12 protein-coding genes are annotated in these 17473 nt (G+C 68.9%); 3 read left to right on the top strand and 9 right to left on the bottom strand.

Features of this window, described 5'->3' with window-relative positions; translation table 11 throughout:
• Positions 1 to 134: 134 nt before the first annotated feature.
• The 8 genes from AB8810_RS09240 to AB8810_RS09205 all read right to left on the bottom strand — a co-directional run bounded on the left by AB8810_RS09240 (position 135) and on the right by AB8810_RS09205 (position 11737).
• Positions 135 to 1631, bottom strand: a complete 1497-nt coding sequence (locus AB8810_RS09240; RefSeq protein ID WP_369916336.1) for an efflux transporter outer membrane subunit — start codon at positions 1629 to 1631, stop codon at positions 135 to 137.
• A gap of 7 nt (positions 1632 to 1638) precedes the next feature.
• A complete protein-coding gene (locus tag AB8810_RS09235) occupies positions 1639 to 3222 on the bottom strand; it encodes a DHA2 family efflux MFS transporter permease subunit (RefSeq protein WP_179565480.1) in 1584 nt (527 codons plus the stop codon).
• Complete coding sequence (locus tag AB8810_RS09230; protein ID WP_369916335.1) at positions 3219 to 4433, bottom strand: HlyD family secretion protein; 1215 nt, start codon at positions 4431 to 4433, stop codon at positions 3219 to 3221. Before AB8810_RS09230 ends, AB8810_RS09235 begins: the two co-directional genes overlap by 4 nt.
• A gap of 488 nt (positions 4434 to 4921) precedes the next feature.
• Entirely contained in the window at positions 4922 to 6052 is a 1131-nt protein-coding gene (locus tag AB8810_RS09225; protein WP_179565484.1) for an extracellular solute-binding protein, read from the bottom strand.
• Between the two features lie 159 nt (positions 6053 to 6211).
• Positions 6212 to 7336, bottom strand: a complete 1125-nt coding sequence (locus AB8810_RS09220) for a polyamine ABC transporter substrate-binding protein (RefSeq protein WP_179565486.1) — start codon at positions 7334 to 7336, stop codon at positions 6212 to 6214.
• Positions 7337 to 7435: 99 nt separating this feature from the next.
• On the bottom strand, positions 7436 to 8800 hold the full coding sequence (locus AB8810_RS09215; protein ID WP_179565488.1) for an aspartate aminotransferase family protein: 1365 nt from the start codon (positions 8798 to 8800) through the stop codon (positions 7436 to 7438).
• 785 nt (positions 8801 to 9585) lie between these two features.
• Positions 9586 to 10968: a glutamine synthetase family protein gene (locus AB8810_RS09210; RefSeq protein ID WP_369916334.1), complete on the bottom strand. Its 1383-nt coding sequence runs from the start codon at positions 10966 to 10968 to the stop codon at positions 9586 to 9588.
• A 13-nt stretch (positions 10969 to 10981) separates the two neighbouring features.
• On the bottom strand, positions 10982 to 11737 hold the full coding sequence (locus AB8810_RS09205) for a gamma-glutamyl-gamma-aminobutyrate hydrolase family protein (protein ID WP_179565701.1): 756 nt from the start codon (positions 11735 to 11737) through the stop codon (positions 10982 to 10984).
• Positions 11738 to 11994: 257 nt separating this feature from the next.
• Between AB8810_RS09205 and AB8810_RS09200 the strand changes: the two genes are divergently transcribed.
• The 3 genes from AB8810_RS09200 (at position 11995) to AB8810_RS09190 (ending at position 16165) form a co-directional block, all read left to right on the top strand.
• Positions 11995 to 13374: a glutamine synthetase family protein gene (locus tag AB8810_RS09200; protein ID WP_206259839.1), complete on the top strand. Its 1380-nt coding sequence runs from the start codon at positions 11995 to 11997 to the stop codon at positions 13372 to 13374.
• Between the two features lie 100 nt (positions 13375 to 13474).
• Positions 13475 to 14782 (top strand): NAD(P)/FAD-dependent oxidoreductase, encoded by a 1308-nt coding sequence (locus AB8810_RS09195; protein WP_369916333.1) that lies wholly within the window; start codon positions 13475 to 13477, stop codon positions 14780 to 14782.
• A gap of 78 nt (positions 14783 to 14860) precedes the next feature.
• On the top strand, positions 14861 to 16165 hold the full coding sequence (locus AB8810_RS09190; protein ID WP_369916332.1) for a diguanylate cyclase: 1305 nt from the start codon (positions 14861 to 14863) through the stop codon (positions 16163 to 16165).
• A gap of 16 nt (positions 16166 to 16181) precedes the next feature.
• Here AB8810_RS09190 and AB8810_RS09185 read toward each other — a convergent pair whose 3' ends face one another.
• A complete protein-coding gene (locus AB8810_RS09185; protein WP_369916331.1) occupies positions 16182 to 17462 on the bottom strand; it encodes an MFS transporter in 1281 nt (426 codons plus the stop codon).
• Positions 17463 to 17473: the final 11 nt, after the last annotated feature.

The raw sequence follows: 17473 nt of genomic DNA, 5'->3' as shown, positions 1-17473 counted from the left end.
CTCGCTTCGCTCAACGCCATCTGTTGCTCCCCGTGGAAGACACCGCGGCGCGCGTTCGCCGATGCTGCCGGGATTGCGCGGCCGACTCCAGTGTAGCCGCGGCCACCGCATCGGCGATACCGCGGCGCAGGCGTCTATTGCGCCGCTGGCGGCGTCTGCGCCGGCAGCGGCGCCCAGCCCAGGCCCAGGCTCTTCTGCAGCGCCACGTAGCGCAACAGCACCTGGGTCCGCGCCTGCACTGCACTGTCCTGCGCCGAGGCCTGCTGGCGCTGCACGTCCAGCGCATCGATCAGCGACGAGGCGCCGGCCGCATAGCGCTGCTGCAGCAGCGCCGCGGAACGGTCCGCCGAGGCTTCGGCCTTGGCCGCGGCCAGCGCCTGCTGGCGCGCGGCGCCGAACCGAGCGAGCGCGCTGTTGGCGTCCTGCAGCGCCGCCAGCACGGTGCCTTCGTAGGCGGCCAGGCGCGCCTCGTTGCCGGCGCGGGCCTGTTCGACCTTGGCCCTGGTCGCGCCGAAATCGAAGATCGACCAGCGCAGGAACGGCGCGACCACGCTGTTGATCGCATCGCTGCCGAGGTCGCCCGGCGAGGTCGCGGCCATGCCGATGTTGCCGAGCAGGGTGACCTGCGGGAAGTACGCGCTCAGCGCCTGTCCGATCTGCGCCGACGAAGACGCCAGCTGGCGTTCGGCGCGGCGCACGTCCGGGCGGCGGCGGATCAACGCACCCGCATCGTCCACCGGCACCACCGCCGGCAGCGTCGGCAACGGCCGGTCCGCGGCCAGCGCGGCGTCGAGCGCGCCCGGCTCGCGGCCGATCATCAGCGCCAGCTGGTCCAGCGCCTCCTTCGCCTGCGCCTGCAGGTCCGGCAACACCGCTTCCTGCTGCTGCAGCTGCGCCTGCGCGCGTTCCACCTGCAGGTCGGCATCGGCGCCGCGCTCGCGGCGCTGCCGGGTCAATTGCAGGGTCTGCCGCGCCGCCTCCAGGTTGCGCTGGGCGATGGCGATGCGCTCGCGGGTCGCGCGATAGCCCAGGTAGGCCTGTCCAACTTCGGCGGCCAGTTGCACCTGGGTGTCGGCCAACTCGGCCTCGTCAGCTTGCGCATCGGCCAGCGCGCCTTCGCTGGCGCGGCGGCGGCGGCCGAAGAAGTCCAGTTCCCAGCTGGCATCGAAGCCGACGCTGTACAGCTGCGCATGCGGATCGATGGACAACGGCTGGCCGCTGCCGGCGGCGACGCTGCCCAGGCCGTCGACCAGCGCGTCCGGCGCCCTGGCGTTGAGATAGGCGGCATTGGCGCCGACGCTGGGCAGCTGCTCGGCATGGCGCTGCTGCACCAGCGCGCGCGAGGCGCGCAGCTTGGCCTGCGCGGCGCGCAGGTTCGGGCTGTTCTGCAGCGCCTGTTCGACCAGCGCGTTCAACTGCGGGTCCTGCAACGCCTCCCACCAGCGCTGCGGCGGCGGCGCCGGCACCACACCAGCCGCGGCGGCGACCGCGTCGGCGCGATGCAGCTGCGGCTGCGCCTGCGCCGCCTCGGCCACCGGCGGCGGCTTCACGTAGTTCGGGCCGAGCACGCAGGCCGACAGCAGCAGCGGCAGCGCGGCGGGGACGAGCACACGGGAAAAACGCTGAGCCATGGAATCCTCAATGCATCGCAAGCGGAGCGCCGCCCTTGGGCAGCGGTTTGAGCAGCAGTCCCAGCGGAATCGTGCACACCACGATCACCCCGAAGATCCAGAACAGGTCGTTGTAGGTCATCACCAGCGCCTGCTGCTGCACCATGCGCGCCAGCTGCGCCACCGACTGCATCGCCGCGCCGGCGCCGGAAGCGGACTGCAGCTGCGCGGCCAGGCCATGCAGGTAGTCCTGCGCCAGCGGCGAATTGGCGCTGGTGCCGCTGCCGATCATCTGCGTGTGGAACACCATGCGCCGCTCCTGGAAGGTGGAGATCAGCGCCAGCCCGATCGAGCCGCCCATGTTGCGCGCGGCGTTGAACAGCCCGGACGCATCGCCGGCCAGCTCCGGCGGCACCGACGAGATGGCGGCCTGGTTCAGCGACATCATCGCCAGCGCCAGGCCGCAGCCCTGCAGCAGCTGGCCGATCACGAAATGCATGCCCACCGAATCGGCGCTGAGGCGCATGTTGACGAAGCAGGCGATGGCGAAGCAGCTCAGCCCGCCGATCACCAGGATGCGCACGTCCACGCGCATCAGCATCTTCGGCATCAGCGGCATCAGCAGCACCGTCGGCACGCCGGACAGCAGCACCACGTAGCCGGACTGCTCGGTGTTGTAGCCGGAGATCGTGGCCAGGAACTGCGGGATCATGTACATGACCCCGAACAGGATCATGCCCACCGCCATCACCATCACGAACACCGCGCTGAAACTGCGCTGCAGCAGGATCGACAGGCGGATCACCGGCTGCCGGCTGACGAACTGCGAGGCGACCAGGGCGACGAAGCCGACCAGCGAGAGCAGGCTCAGCAGCACGATCTCCGAGGATTCGAACCAGCGCTCGCGCTGGCCTTCCTCCAGCACCACGGTCAGCGCGCCGAGCCCGGCGGTCAGCCCGAAGATGCCGAGCCAGTCGGCGTCGAGCAACCCGCGCAGGTTCATGCGCTCGTGCGGCAGGCCGAGCAGCAGCAGCGCCACCAGCCCGGCGCAGATCGGCACGTTGATGAAGAACGCGTAGTGCCAGCTGACGTTCTCGGTCAGCCAGCCGCCGAGCAGCGGCCCGATCACCGGTCCCAGGATCACGGTCATGCCGAACAGCGCGGTGCCCATGGTCTGCTGCGCCGGCGGCAGCCGCGTGGCGACGATGGTCAGCGCGGTGGGGATCAACGCACCGCCGGCGAAGCCCTGGCCGACGCGGCCGAGAATCATCATGGTCAGGCTGTTGGACAGCCCGCACACCACCGAGAAGAAGGTGAACAGCAGCGCGCAGATCAGCAGGAAGTTGCGCAGCCCCAGGGTGCGCACGAACCAGCCGGTCAGCGGGATCATCACGATCTCGGCGACCAGGTAGGCGGTGGAGATCCAGGTGCCTTCGGTGCCGCTGGCGCCGACCTCGCCCTGGATGGTCGGCAACGCCGCGTTGACGATGGAGATGTCCAGCGTCGCCATGAAAGAGCCGATGGTGCCGGCCGCGACCGCCAGCCACGCGCCGGCGTCGGCCTTCTGCTGTGCGCCGGCACCCGCCGCCGGCGCAGCGGCGGCCTCGTTCACGGCGTGCCCTCGCCCTGCTTGCCTTCCTGCTCGACCCGGTCCTTGGCGTCCTTGGCCGCGCGCGTGTCCACCGTGACCGTCGCCGACATGCCCGGCACCAGCACCTTGCGCGCCTCGGCGCCGGCCTTGAGCCGGATCCGCACCGGCACCCGCTGCACCACCTTGGTGAAGTTGCCGGTGGCGTTCTCCGGCGGCAGCAGCGCGAACTGCGAGCCGGTGCCCGGCGCGATGCTCTCGACCACGCCGTCCAGCGCGACCCCGGACAGCGCATCGACCTCGATCCGCGCCGGCTGCCCGGGCCGCATCAGCCCGACCTGGGTCTCCTTGAAATTGGCGCTCAGGTACAGCGCATCGACCGGCACCACGCTCATCAGCCGGGTGCCGGCGGCGACGAACTGGCCGACCTGCACGGTCTTGTCGCCGATGCGGCCGTCGATGCGCGCGGTCAGCCGCGTATCGTCCATCGCCACCTGCGCCTGGTCGGCGTCGGCCTGCGCCTGCTGCAGCCCGGCGCGGGCCTGGTCGAGCTGCGCGCTGGCGCCCTGCACCTGGCTCTCGGCAGCGACCACCTGGGCCTTGGCCGCGTCGTACTGGGCCTGGGCGCGATCGCGATCGTGGACGATGCTCTCGTAGTGCTCGTGGGTGTCGGCGCCTGACGCGGCCAGCGGCGCGAAGCGCTTGGCCTCGCCCTGGGCGAAGCGCAGGCTGGCCGCGGCCGCAGTAACCTGGGTGCGCGCCTGCAGCAGGGTCGCGCGTTGCGCCTGCAGGCCGGCCTCGGCAGCGGCGATATCGGCCTGGCGTACTGCGACCACGGCCTGCGCCTGCTGCTGCGTGGCGCGGTAGGTGCGCTCGTCGATCTGCAGCAACGGCTGCCCGGCCTTGACCGTCTGGTTGTCGCCGACGAACACGCCGGTCACGTAGCCGTTGACCCGCGGCGCCACCGCCACCGCATCGGCCTGCAGATAGGCGTTGTTGGTTTCCTGCAGGTAGCGGCCGGTGGTCAGGTAATAGATCAGCCACACGATCAAGCCGATCGCAACCGCCAGGCCGATCAGCAGCAACGTCCATTTCACCTTGGGATTCTTCAGCGGCGACGGCTTGTCGGGCTGATTGGCGTCGTTCTGGCCGTCGTGCTGGGCCGGCGCGGCCCGCGCCTCGTCCGAAGCCGCCTGTCGTTGCGTCTGCGCGGGATCTGGGTCGTGGGTGCTCAAAGTCGCAGGTTCCTGGGGGTTGGGACCATCGTCGCCGGTGCGCTTGACGGTGCAGGGACAGCAACGCACTGCGCGCGGCGCGCTCACCAGACGGTGGCGTACGGCGGACTGTACAAGTGTCTGTACCGGCGAGTCGAGATCGCGTGAGTGCGACTGGCGGTGGCGTTCAGGCGCCCTGCAAGCAACTCCTCGGCACGATCCTCGCCGGCTGCAACGATGGCCAATGGGATGTGGCCAGGCGCATCGCGTGCAGGGTGCTGTTCAGGCCTTCCGCTTGCGCCGCACCCTCACTCCTCCCCTCTCCCGCGGGAGAGGGCTAAGGCACAGCACCGGCTGTTCCTTCTCCCACCGGGAGAAGGTGGCCCGCAGGGCCGGATGAGGGTACGGGCGCAGCCTCGTACGCCCAATTCGGCGAGGCGCTTCGCGCCGTACCCTCACCCCTACCCCTCTCCCGTGGGGAGAGGGAAATCATTTTGCTGCGACGTCGCTCAGCGCCCGGTCTTCAGCTCGGTCCACAACCGCGTGTACTGGCGGTCCACTTCCGGCGGCATCACCGCCAGCGCGAACAGCTTGGCCTGCACTTCCGCCGGCGGGTAGATGGTGCGGTCGCCGCTGATCGCCGCATCGATCAGCGGGATCGACTTGGGCACCGCGTTCGGATAGCTGACGAAGTTGGTGTTGGCCGCGGCCACTTCCGGGGTCAGCAGGTAATTGATGAACTGGTAGGCCTGCTCCGGATGCTTGGCGTCCTTGGGGATGGCCAGCATGTCGAAGAACTGCAGCGCGCCTTCCTTCGGAATCGAATAGGCGATGTGCACGCCATTCTTGGCCTCCTCGGCACGGTCGCGCGCCTGCAGGATGTCGCCCGACCAGCCCACCACCAGGCAGGTGCTGCCCTTGGCCAGCGCGTCGATGTACTGCGAGGAATGGAAATTCTGGATGTAGGGGCGGATTTCCTTGAGCTTGGCCGCGGCCTTTGCGATCACCTTCGGGTCGGTGCTGTTCGGGTCCTCGCCCAGGTAGTGCAGCACCGTCGGCACGATCTCCGAGGCGGTGTCGAGGAAGGTCACCCCGCAGTCCTTGAGCTTGGCCAGGTTCTCCGGCTTGAACACCAGGTCCCAGCTGTCGACGACGTCGGTGCTGCCGAACGCGGCCTGGATCTTGTCCACGTTGTAGCCGATGCCGGTGGTGCCCCACAGGTACGGCACCGCGTAGGTGTTGCCCGGATCCTGCTGCGCGATGCGCTGCATCATCGCCGGGTCCAGATTGGCCAGGTTGGGGATCTTGCTCTTGTCCAGCGGCAGGAACACGCCGGCCTGGATCTGCCGGCCGAGGAAACTCAGCGACGGCACCACCACGTCGTAGCCGCTGCCGCCGGCCAGCAGCTTGGCTTCCAGCACCTCGTTGCTGTCGAACACGTCGTAGGTGACGTGGATACCGCTATGCCGCTCGAAGCCGGGCACGGTGCCTTCGGCGATGTAGTCCGACCAGTTGTAGACGTTCAGTTGCTTCGCATCGCCGCCGCCCGCCGCCTCCGCCGCGCCGTCCTGCCGGCCCGATCCGCCACAGCCCGCCAGGCACAGCACCGCCACCATTCCCGCTATCGCTCGCCGCTTCATCGTCGTCTCCATGCCGCCCATTGCGGGCAGCGGTTGGCGGGACGCCGCGCTGGCGCGCGTCCCGGTGGTCCTCCCCTTTGGCGGCCGCGCGCGGCGCGGCCGTACTGCGTGCAGGCGCCGCGCCGAAGCGCGGCGCCATGGACCACGGACGCGACCGGCTCAGCGGCCGGTCTTGATCTCCGTCCACAGGCGGGTATACAGCTTGTCCACCTCGGGCGGGTTGATCGAATAGGTGAACATCTTCGCCGCCACCTCCGGCGGCGGATAGATGGTCGGGTCGTTGCGGATCGCCGCATCCACCAGCGGCGTCGCCTTCGGCACCGGATTGGCGTAGTGGATGAAGTTGGAGTTGGCCGCGGCCACCTCCGGCGTCAGCAGGTAGTTGATGAACTTGTAGGCGTTCTCCGGATGCTTGGCATCCTTCGGGATCGCCAGCATGTCGAACCACTGCGGCGCGCCTTCCTTGGGGATCGAATAGGCCACTTTCACCCCGTTCTTGGCCTCTTCGGCGCGGTCGCGCGCCTGGATGATGTCGCCGGACCAGCCCACCGCCAGGCAGGTGCTGCCATTGGCCAGCGAGGTCACGTACTGCGAGGAGTGGAAGTTCTGCACGTACGGGCGGATGCTCTTGATCAGCGCGGCGGCCTTCTCGATCTTGGCGCTGTCGGTGGTGTGCGGATCCTCGCCCTGGTAGTGCAGCGCGATCGGGATCAGGTCCGACGGCGTGTCCAGGATGGTGACGCCGCAATCCTTGAGCTTGGCGATGTTCTCCGGCTTGAACACCAGGTCCCAGCTGTTGGCGATGTCGGTGCTGCCGAACGCGGCCTTGACCTTGTCCACGTTGTAGCCGATGCCGGTGGTGCCGACCATGTACGGCACGCCGTACTTGTTGCCCGGATCCTGCTGCGCGATGCGCTGCATGATCTCCGGATCCAGATTGGCCAGGTTCGGGATCTTGCTCTTGTCCAGCGGCAGGAACACGCCGGCCTGGATCTGCCGGCCGAAGAAGTTCAGCGTCGGCACCACCACGTCGTAGCCGCTGCCGCCGGCCAGCAACTTGGTCTCGACCATCTCGTCGCTGTCGAACACGTCGTAGGTGACCTTGACCCCGCTGGCCTTCTCGAACGCGGGCACGGTGTTCTCGGCGATGTAGTCCGAATAGTTGTAGACGTTGAGGACCTGGTCCTCGCCCGCCGCGGGCTTGCCGCCTTCGCCGCCGCCGGAACCGCCACAGGAGGCGAGCAGCGCCGCAGAGAGGGAAAGGGTGAGCAGTCGCAGCTTCATTGCAGGTCTCCGCAGGTCCATGGGGAAGATCGGAAGATACACGCCGCGGCGTCGCGCGGACGGGTCCAGGCCAACCGGCCCAGACTAACCAGCGCCGGCCTATTTGCCCAGCGCCTGGGCGGTGTCCTCCAATGCCAGCCAGGCCTTGTCGAACAATTCGTCGACCTGGGCGCGGCTGAGGATCAGCGGCGGCGACAGCAGCATCGCATCGTTGGTCGCGCGCAGGATCAGGCCGCGGCGCAGCGCATGGTCGCGGCACAGCGCGCCGACCTTGCCGCGGTCGGGGAAATAGTGCCGGCGCGGCTTGTCCGGGACCAGTTCCAGCGCGCCGATCATGCCGACGATGCGCGCTTCGCCGACCAGCCGGTGCTCGCCCAGCTCGGCCCAGCGTTGCGCCAGGTACGGCGCGATCTCGCTGCGCGCGCGTTCGACGATGCCCTCATCCTGCAGCAGGCGCAGGTTCTCCAGTGCCACCGCGGCGCACACCGGATGCCCCGAATAGGTGCAACCGTGCGCGAGCTCGCCACCCTGCTCCTTCAGCACCGTGGCCACGCGCTTGCCGAACATCGCCGCGCCGAGCGGGATGTAGCCGGAGGTGATGCCCTTGGCGATGGTCATCACGTCGGGCTGGAACCCGAAGTGCTGCGCGCCGAACCATTCGCCGGTGCGGCCGAAGCCGCAGATCACTTCGTCGGCGACCAGCAGCACGTCGTAGCGGCGGCAGATGCGCTCGATCTCCGGCCAGTAGCTGCGCGGCGGGATATATACGCCGATCGCGCCCATGATCGGCTCGCCGATGAACGCGGCCACGCGTTCCGGCCCCAGTTCCAGGATCTTGTCCTCGAGCCGGCGCGCGGCCAGCAGGCCGTATTCCTCCGGATCCAGGTCGCCGCCGTCGCCGAACGGGTATGGCGGGTCGATATGGTGGATGTCGGGAATGGGCAGTCCGCCCTGGCGGTGCATGCCCTTCATCCCGCCGAGGCTGGCGCCGGCCATGGTGGTGCCGTGGTAGCCGTCGTGGCGGCCGATGAAGATGCTCTTCTGCGGCTGGTCCTGCACGGCCCAGAAGTGCCGCACCAGGCGCAGGATGGTGTCGTTGGCCTCGGAGCCGGAGTTGGTGAAGAAGGCATGGTCGAGGTCGCCGGGGGTGAGTTCGGCGAGCTTGGCGGCGAGGCGGATGGTCGGCTCGGTGGTGCACTGGAAGAAGCTGTTGTAGTACGCCAGCTGTTCCATCTGCCGCGCGGCGGCCTGGCCGAGTTCCTTGCGCCCGTAGCCGACGTTGACGCACCACAGCCCGGCGAAGGCGTCGAGCAGCTGGTTGCCGTCGGCATCCCAGACATAGGCGCCGTCGCCGCGGGTGAGGATGCGCGTGCCCTTCTGGGCAAGCGCGGCGTTGTCGTTGAACGGGTGCAGGTGATGCGCCGCATCCAGGTCCTGCAGGGCCCGCGTTTCTATCCGATCCATGTCGACTCCATGCTCTGGTGCTGTGTCTGGTGGTGCTGTGCTGTTGCTGTGTTCCTGCTGCCGCTCTTGCTGTCGCCTTCGCCTTGGCTTTCGCTGTCGCTTTGCCCTTCGCTTTTGCTGCGGCTGTTGCTTCCGCCTTTGCCTTTCGCTGTTGCTGTTGCTGTTGCTTTCGCCTTTGACTTACCGGGTTCCCTTCCGCAGCGGCGGCCATGGCGGGGAAAAACCCCGCAGGGGCGGCGCACATGGATGTGCGCCGTTCGCGGCAGGGGCAGGATGCCCCTTCCGCGAATCCCCGTCATGGACGCGGACCTGGAGCGCGCAGCGCGGAGGGCGCGAGGCAGGGCGCGCTTTCTTTTGGTTACTTTTCTTTGCGCGAGCAAAGAAAAGTGACTCGCCGCAAGGCGAAAGCTTTGCTCCTGCTCCTGCTCCTTCGTTGCCGTTGCTGCTGCTTTAAGCCATACAAGCAAAACAAGAGCAAAATCTTTCGCGCTTGAGCGCGAGTCACTTTTCTTTGCTTGTGCAAAGAAAAGTAACCAAAAGAAAGCACACCCCGCAGCGCGCCCTCCGCGCTGCGCGCTCCGGGTCCGCAGCCCCGACGGGCATTTTTCGATGGCACATCCATGTGCCAACGAAAAACGTCGCGCATCCTGCGCGCCGCCCTTCGGGTATTCGCCCGCCGGGTCTGCCGCGCTGAGGGGGCCCGGCAGATCAAACGCAAAGCAACAGCAACAGCAACAGCTGGCGACTGCAGCCTTCTCAATCCGCCATCGCAAACAAGGGCGGACTCACACGTTCAACAACAGGAACTCCCGCTCCCACGAACTGATCACCCGGAAGAACGTCTCGTATTCCTTGCGCTTGACCGAAATGTAGGCGCGCACGAAACGCGGCCCCAGCATCTCCTGCAGCGGCGTACACCGCTCCAGCTCGTCCAGCGCCTCGCCCAGCGAACGCGGCAACTGGTAGCCCATCTCCTTGCCGTTGCCGCTGATCGGCGCGGTCGGCTCCAGCTTCTCGCGGATGCCCAGCAACCCGCAGGCCAGCGTCGCCGCCATCGCCAGGTACGGATTGGCGTCGGAGCCGGCGAAGCGGCTCTCCACCCGCATGTTCTCGATCGTGTCGATCGGCACCCGCAGCCCGCAGGTGCGGTTGTCGAAACCCCACAGCACGTTGCTCGGCGACACCTCGCCGAACATCAGCCGGCGGTAGGAATTGACGTTCGGCGCCAGCAGCGCCATCGCCATCGGCACGTACTTCTGCAACCCCGCCAGGTAGTGCGCGAAGGTGCGGCTGTACTCGCCGGCGCGGCGCCCGCTGAACACGTTCTTGCCGTGCTTGTCGACCAGGCTCTGGTGGATGTGCATCGCGCTGCCCGGCTCGTTCTCCATCGGCTTGGCCAGGAACGTGGCGTAGACGCCGTGGCGCATCGCCGCCTCGCGCATCGTGCGTTTGAACAGGAACACCTGGTCGGCGCGTGACAGCGCATCGGAATGGGTGAAGTTGACCTCCAGCTGCGCCGCGCCGGATTCGTGGATCAAGGTGTCCACGTCCAGTTCCATCGCGTCGCAGTAGTCGTACATCAGGTCCAGGATCGGGTCGAACTCGTTGACCGCGTCGATCGAGTACGACTGCCGCGCCGTCTCCGGCCGCCCCGAGCGGCCGGCCGGCGGCAGCAGCGGGAAGTCCGGATCGGTGTTCTTCTGCACCAGGAAGAACTCCAGCTCCGGCGCCACCACCGGCTTGAAGCCGATCGCCGCATACGCCTGCAGCACGCCGCGCAGCACGTTGCGCGGCGCCAGGTCGTGCGGCTGGCCGTCCTTGGTGTAGCAGTCGTGGATCACCTGCGCGGTGGGGTCGGTGGCCCACGGCACCATCCGCACCGTATCCGGGTCCGGGCGCAGCTGCATGTCCGAGTCCGACGGCGAGGTCAGGTCGTAGTAGTCGTCGGGATACTCGCCGGTGACGGTGGTGGCGAAGATGCCCTCCGGCAGGCGCGTGCCGTAGTCGTGGGAGAACTTGGCCGCGGGAATGATCTTGCCGCGCGCGTTGCCGGTGATGTCCGGCACCAGACACTCGACTTCGGTGATGTGGCGATCCTTCAGCCAACGGCGCAGCGAGCTTTCCTGCTGTTCGGGGGTGTTCTTGCGGGAGCGCGGTCGGCTGGCCATGGGGGAATTCGATTCAGTGCGTGCGGCGAGCCGCGTAGTGGCGACAGGCATCGCCGAAGGATTGGAAGATGCCCAGGTAGAACGGGTCGTCGAGGACGCGCCATTCCGGATGCCACTGTACGCCCAGCAGGAAGCCGGGACCGATACCGCGGAACGCCTCGATCAATCCGTCCGGCGCGCGCGCCTCCACGATCAGGTCGCCGCCGAGCCGGGCCACGCCCTGCCCGTGCAGCGAGTTGACCCGCACCCGCTCCCTGCCGGCGATGTCCGCCAGCCAGCCGCCTTCGCTCAGGGTGACCTCGTGCACCGGCGCGTACTGCAGGTCCAGCGCGGCCTGGGTGTCCTCGCGATGATCGGACAGGCCGGGCACCGCATGTACTTTCTGGTGCAGGCTGCCGCCCAAGGCCACGTTGACTTCCTGGAAGCCGCGGCAGATCGCCAGGATCGGCAGGCCGAGCGCGATCGCCTGCGGGATCAGGTCCAGCGTGTTGGCGTCGCGCGCCGGATCGTGCGGATTGCCGAGCCAGCTGGGTTCGTCGCCGTAGTGATGCGGTTCGATGTTGCTGACCGCGCCGGTCAGCAACAGGCCGTCCAGCCGCGCCAGCCAGTCGCGCGGTGCGACCGGCGGCTGCAGCGACGGCAGCAGCACCGGCGTCACGCCGGCGCCATCGACCGCGGCACGCAGATACTTTTCTCCAGCGACCAGGAACGGATGCTGGCCGATGAGCTTGCGATCGGTCGACAGGCCGACCAGGGGCGATACAGCCATGCGAAGAACTCGTGTGGCGTCGTCGCAAGTTACCCCGGGCGTTTTATTTTTACAACACGCCACGGCGGCGCACGGGCAGCCAGCACGGACGCACGGCCACTGCCCGTATCCGGCGCAGCGCTTTGTTACAGGATCGGGACGGCGGACGCGCAGATGCGGCGCCCGTCGCGTCCACGCTGCCGGCGCATCGGCCTGTTGAGTATTCTTGACGCGAACCCGGCTCTGCTAAGCTCGTCGCACTCCCGCAGGCCGCCACCATGACCCGCACCCACGACGCTCCGCCCCTGCCCCCGGACGCCGCCCAGGCCCTGCAACGCATCCCCGGCTGCGAACAGATCGACCTGCTGCTGCCGGACAGCAATGGCCTGCTGCGCGGCAAGCGCATCGCCCGCGACGCGCTGGAAAAGGTCTATCGCGACGGCGTATGCCTGCCGATGTCGCTGATCGCCACCGACATCACCGGCAATACGGTCGAGGAAACCGGCCTGGGCTACGACATCGGCGACGAGGACCGGCTGTGCTTCCCGGTCCCCGGCACGCTGCAGCCGGTGCCGTGGGCGCCGGTGCCCTCGGCGCAACTGCTGCTGGCGATGCGCGACGGCGCCGGCGACCCGCTGGACATCGCCCCGCGCGAAGTACTGGCGCGGGTGCTGGCGCGGCTGCGCGCGCGCGGGCTGACCCCGGTGATCGCGGTGGAGCTGGAGTTCTACCTGTTCGATCCGCGCGCCGACGCCGACGGCCGGCCGCAACCGCCGCTGCAGGCGCACACCGGGCTGCGCAACGACAGCACCCAGGTCTACTACATGCAGGAGCTGGACGACCAGCGCGGCTTCACCGACGCAGTCGCGCAGGCCTGCCGCGCGCAGGGCATCCCCGCCGATACCGCGGTCGCCGAGTACGCGCCCGGCCAGTTCGAGATCAACCTCAAGCACCGCGGCGACGCGCTGGCCGCCTGCGACGACGCGCTGATGCTCAAGCGCGCGATCAAGGCGATCGCGCAGCAGCAGGGCCTGCTCGCCAGCTTCATGGCCAAGCCGTTCGCCGCGCAGTCCGGCAGCGGCCTGCACCTGCACGTGAGCCTGCTCGACGACGCCGGCGACAACGTCTTCGCCGGCACGCCGCAGGCGCCGGCCGACGCATTGCGCCATGCCATCGGCGGGCTGCAGCGCAGCGCCGACGACTGCCTGCTGCTGTTCGCCCCGCACGCCAACAGCTACCGCCGCTTCGTGCCTAATGCGTTCGTGCCGCTCAACGACAGCTGGGGCTTCAACAACCGCACCGTGGCGATGCGGGTGCCGTACAGCGATCCGGCCAATACCCGCATCGAGCACCGCATCGCCGGCGCCGACGCCAATCCATACCTGGTCGCCGCGGCGGTGCTGGCCGGCATCGAGCACGGCCTGCAGCATGGCTTCGACCCGGGTCCGCCGGTACAGGGCAATGCCTACGCACAGACCGAGATCCGCCATCCGGACTGGCGCGGCGCGATCGCCGGATTCCTCGCCAGCGACTTCGTCGCCGATCGGTTCGGCGCCCGTTTCCGCCACGTCTACGGCCAGCAGAAACGCCGCGAGATGCTGGATTTCCATGCGCAGGTGAGCGATCTGGATTACCGGTGGTATCTGCGCACGGTGTGAAAAGCCTGGAATGGGGAATCGGGAATGGGGAATCGAAAAAGCAAACGCCAAGCATCCGGAGGCTGACCCCCATGATCCCCCTTCCCAGCAACTCGCCACCATGACCCGCTCTTCCACGCTTCCCGATTCCCGACTCCCGATTCCCGGCTCTTCCTGGTACACCGACAGCGCCACGCCACTGCCGCCGCAGCCGCCGCTGCGCGGCCAGGTGCGGGCCGACGTGTGCATTCTCGGCGCCGGCTATACCGGGTTGAGCACGGCGCTGACGCTGGCCGAGGCCGGTTATCAGGTCGCGATCGTGGAAGCGCAGCGTGTGGGCTGGGGCGCGTCCGGGCGCAACGGCGGCCAGGCCATCGTCGGCTACGGCTGCGAGCAGCACACGCTGGAAACGCTGCTCGGCAGCGCCGAGGCGCGGCTGCTGTTCGATTTCTCGCGCGACGGCATGCAGCTGCTGCGCGACCGCATCCAGCGCCACGCCATCGCCTGCGACTGGCGCGACGGCCATGCGCACGTGGCGATCAAGCCGCGCCAGGTGCGCGCGTTGCAGGCCGGCATCGTCGAGATGGCGCAGCGCTACGACTATCCGCTGCAGTGGTGGGACCGCGACCAGTTGCGCGCACACCTGCGCAGCGAGCGCTACCTGGGCGCGATGTACGACCCGGCCAGCGGCCACCTGCACCCGCTCGAATACGCGCACGGGCTGGCGCGCGCGGCGCTGGCCGCCGGCGTGCGCATCTACGAGCACTCGCCGGTGACCGCGCTGGTGCGCGGCGCGCAGCCGATCCTGCGCAGCGCGCACGGCGAGGTGCAGGCCGATTTCGCGGTGCTGGCCGGCAACGCCTGGCTGCGCGGCATCGCGCCGGAACTGGAATCGCGGATCATGCCGGTCGGCACCTACATCGGCGCCAGCGCGCCGCTGGGCGCGGCGCTGGCGCGCGAACTGATCGGCAACGACATGGCGGTGGCCGACGTGAACTGGGCGCTGGACTATTTCCGCCTCAGCCGCGACCACCGCCTGCTGTTCGGCGGCCGCGCCAGCTATTCCTCGCTGCCGCCACCGGGCCTGCGCGGGGTCATGACCCGGCGCATGCGCCGGGTGTTCCCGCAGCTGCGCGAGGTCGCGCTGGACTACGTGTGGGGCGGCTATGTCGACATCACCCGCAACCGCGCCCCGCACTGGGGCCGGCTGACCCCGAACGTGTACTTCGCGCAGGGCTTTTCCGGCCATGGCGTGGCCGCCACCGGCCTGGCCGGCGACGCCATCGCCGCGGCCATCGCCGGGCAGTCGCAGCGCCTGGACCTGTTCGCCAGGATTCCGCACGCGCCGTTCCCCGGCGGCCGTGCGTTGCGCACGCCGCTGCTGGTGGCGGCGATGTCCTGGTACAAGCTGCGCGACGCGTTGTGGTGAGTGCGCCGCGGCCTAAAGTTGCCCGCGGCACGGCCGCTAACTGAGGTCTACTCCCCAAGGGCGCCTTGCGCGGCTCGCATGCTGCAACCGTTGCCGGCCTACCCGATCGCCAGCGAAAGCGCGGCTGCCCAGCAGCGCATCCTGCTGGTGGAGAATTCGCGCACGTTCACCGGGCTGCTGCGCGAAGCGATCGAGCAGCGGGTGGAACTGCCGGTCACCGTGGTCTCGACCCTGGCCGAAGCGGCGCACGCGCTGGACGACGGCGGCTCCTGGTTCCTGGCCCTGACCGGACTGGTGCTGGCCGACGGCGACCGCGACACGGTGGTGGATTTCTTCGTCGCCCGCGGCCTGCCCACGGTGGTGGTCAGCGGGGTCTACGACGAGAGCCTGCGCAAGCGCGTGCTGACCCAGCAGATCATCGACTTCGTGCTGAAGAACGCGCCCGGCAGTATCGACTACCTGGCCTGGCTGGTGCAGCGGCTGGCGCGCAACCGCAGCATCGCCGCGCTGGTGGTGGACGATTCGCGCTCGGCCCGCGCCTACGCCGCGAGCCTGCTGGCGATGTATGGCTACCAGGTGGTGGAAGCCGCCGACGGCGCCGCCGGACTGAAGGCGGTGGAGGCCAATCCGGCGATCCGCCTGGCGGTGGTGGACCAGGAAATGCCGGGCATGGAAGGGGTGGAATTCACCCGCCGGCTGCGCGCGATCCGCGCCCGCGACAAGCTGGCGGTGATCGGCCTGTCCGGCAACAGCGACCCGTCGCTGGTGCCGCGCTTCCTCAAGAACGGCGCCAACGATTTCCTGCGCAAGCCCTTCTCGCGCGAAGAGTTCTTCTGCCGCGTGTCGCAGAACGTGGACCAGCTGGAACTGATCGGCACCCTGCAGGACCTGGCCACCCGCGACTTCCTCACCGGCCTGCCCAACCGCCGGCATTTCCTGGAACAGAGCCAGCGCCTGCTGCCGCAATGGCTGGCGCGCAGCGACACGGTCAGCGTGGCGATGCTCGACATCGACCACTTCAAGCACATCAACGACAGCTGGGGCCACGAGGCCGGCGACGACGCGCTGCGCGCGGTGGCGGCGACGGTGGCCGCGCATGCGCGCCCGCAGGATCTGGTGGCGCGCTTCGGCGGCGAGGAATTCTGCATGCTGGTGCCGGGCCTGGACGCGGCCGCGGCCGGCGCCTATTTCGAGACCCTGCGCCAGCGCATCGATACGCTGCAGGTGCAGGTGGGCGGGCAGACCCTGCGCATCACCATCAGCATCGGCGTATGCACCAGCGACGCGCGCCGCGATGCGCTGCATCCGCTCTTGGCCGAGGCCGACAAGCACCTGTACCTGGCCAAGGCCGGCGGCCGCAACCGGGTCGAGCACGCCGCCTGAGCGCGCGCGTGCGGCCTCAGCGGCGCCTGGCGCCGATCACCAGCAGCGCCAGCAGGCTCAGCGCCGCGCCGGCACTGAGGTAGTAGCCGACCCACGGCAGGCCGTAGTGCTTGGCCAGCCAGCTGGCCACGTACGGCGCCGGCGCCGCACCGATGATGCCGGCCAGGTTGAACGACATCGAGGCGCCGGTGTAACGCACCGGCACCGGATACAGCTCGGCCAGCAAGGTGCCGCAGGGCCCGTAGGTCAGGCCCATGAACAACGACCCCAGCGACAGGAACGCCAGCAGCTGCCACGGATGCGCAGCGCTGAACAGCGGCGCGAAGCCCAGCCCGAACAGGACGATGACGAGCCCGGCCGCGATCATCGCGCGGTGCGTGCCGTAGCGGTCGCCGTAGTGCGCCGACAGCGGAATGCCGGCGGCGAAGAACAGGATACCGACCATCTGCAACAGCAGGAACTGCTCGCGGCCGTAGCCGAGCACCGCGGTGCCGTAGCCCAGCGCGAACACCGTCATCAGGTAGAACAGCATGAAGGTCGCGAACACGCTGAAGGTGCCGAGCAGCAGCGCGCCGGCATGCCGCGACAGCACCGTCCACATCGGCAACGCCACCCGCTCCTTGCGTTCCAGCGCCTTCTGGAAATCCGGGGTTTCATGGATGCGCAGGCGCACCCACAGCCCGGTCACCACCAGCAACGCGCTGGCCACGAACGGGATGCGCCAGCCCCAGCCCATGAACTGCGCATCGTCCAGCACCGCATCCAGCAGCAGGAAGATCCCGGAGGACAGCAGGAAGCCCAGCGGCGCGCCCAGCTGCGGGAACATGCCGTACCAGGCGCGCTTGCCCGGCGGCGCGTTCTCGGTGGCCAGCAACACCGCCCCGCCCCATTCGCCGCCCAGGCCCAGGCCCTGGCCGAAGCGGCACAGCGCCAGCAGCGCCGGCGCCCACATGCCGATGCTGGCGTAGCTGGGCAACAGCCCGATCACCACCGTGGACAGGCCCATGGTCAGCAGCGCCGCGACCAGCGTCGCCTTGCGCCCGATGCGGTCGCCGAAATGGCCGAACAGCGCCGAGCCGACCGGCCGCGCCACGAACGCCACCGCGAACGTGGCCAGCGACTGCAGCCGCGCCGCGTCGGCGTCGCCCTCGGGGAAGAACAGCTTCGGGAACACCAGCACCGCGGCGGTGGCGTAGATGTAGAAATCGAAGAACTCGATGGTGGTGCCGACCAGGCTGGCCAACAGCACGCGGCGCGGCGAATTGACGGGCGAAGCGGGAAGCGCGGCAGCGGTCATGGAAGCGGCAT

Source organism: Xanthomonas sp. NCPPB 3005 (assembly GCF_041228095.2).
In the GTDB taxonomy this organism is placed as follows: domain Bacteria; phylum Pseudomonadota; class Gammaproteobacteria; order Xanthomonadales; family Xanthomonadaceae; genus Xanthomonas_A; species Xanthomonas_A bonasiae.
Note: the sequence above shows the minus strand (reverse complement) of the source record. Positions and strands in the feature narration are given on the sequence as shown.

Bases quoted from the DNA above. Each gene is read 5' to 3' on its own strand.
- AB8810_RS09240 (WP_369916336.1), bottom strand. From the start codon at position 1,631: ATGGCTCAGCGTTTTTCCCGTGTGCTCGTCCCCGCCGCGCTGCCGCTG.
- AB8810_RS09225 (WP_179565484.1), bottom strand. From the start codon at position 6,052: ATGAAGCGGCGAGCGATAGCGGGAATGGTGGCGGTGCTGTGCCTGGCG.
- AB8810_RS09220 (WP_179565486.1), bottom strand. From the start codon at position 7,336: ATGAAGCTGCGACTGCTCACCCTTTCCCTCTCTGCGGCGCTGCTCGCC.
- AB8810_RS09215 (WP_179565488.1), bottom strand. From the start codon at position 8,800: ATGGATCGGATAGAAACGCGGGCCCTGCAGGACCTGGATGCGGCGCAT.
- AB8810_RS09210 (WP_369916334.1), bottom strand. From the start codon at position 10,968: ATGGCCAGCCGACCGCGCTCCCGCAAGAACACCCCCGAACAGCAGGAA.
- AB8810_RS09205 (WP_179565701.1), bottom strand. From the start codon at position 11,737: ATGGCTGTATCGCCCCTGGTCGGCCTGTCGACCGATCGCAAGCTCATC.
- AB8810_RS09200 (WP_206259839.1), top strand. From the start codon at position 11,995: ATGACCCGCACCCACGACGCTCCGCCCCTGCCCCCGGACGCCGCCCAG.
- AB8810_RS09195 (WP_369916333.1), top strand. From the start codon at position 13,475: ATGACCCGCTCTTCCACGCTTCCCGATTCCCGACTCCCGATTCCCGGC.
- AB8810_RS09190 (WP_369916332.1), top strand. From the start codon at position 14,861: ATGCTGCAACCGTTGCCGGCCTACCCGATCGCCAGCGAAAGCGCGGCT.
- AB8810_RS09185 (WP_369916331.1), bottom strand. From the start codon at position 17,462: ATGACCGCTGCCGCGCTTCCCGCTTCGCCCGTCAATTCGCCGCGCCGC.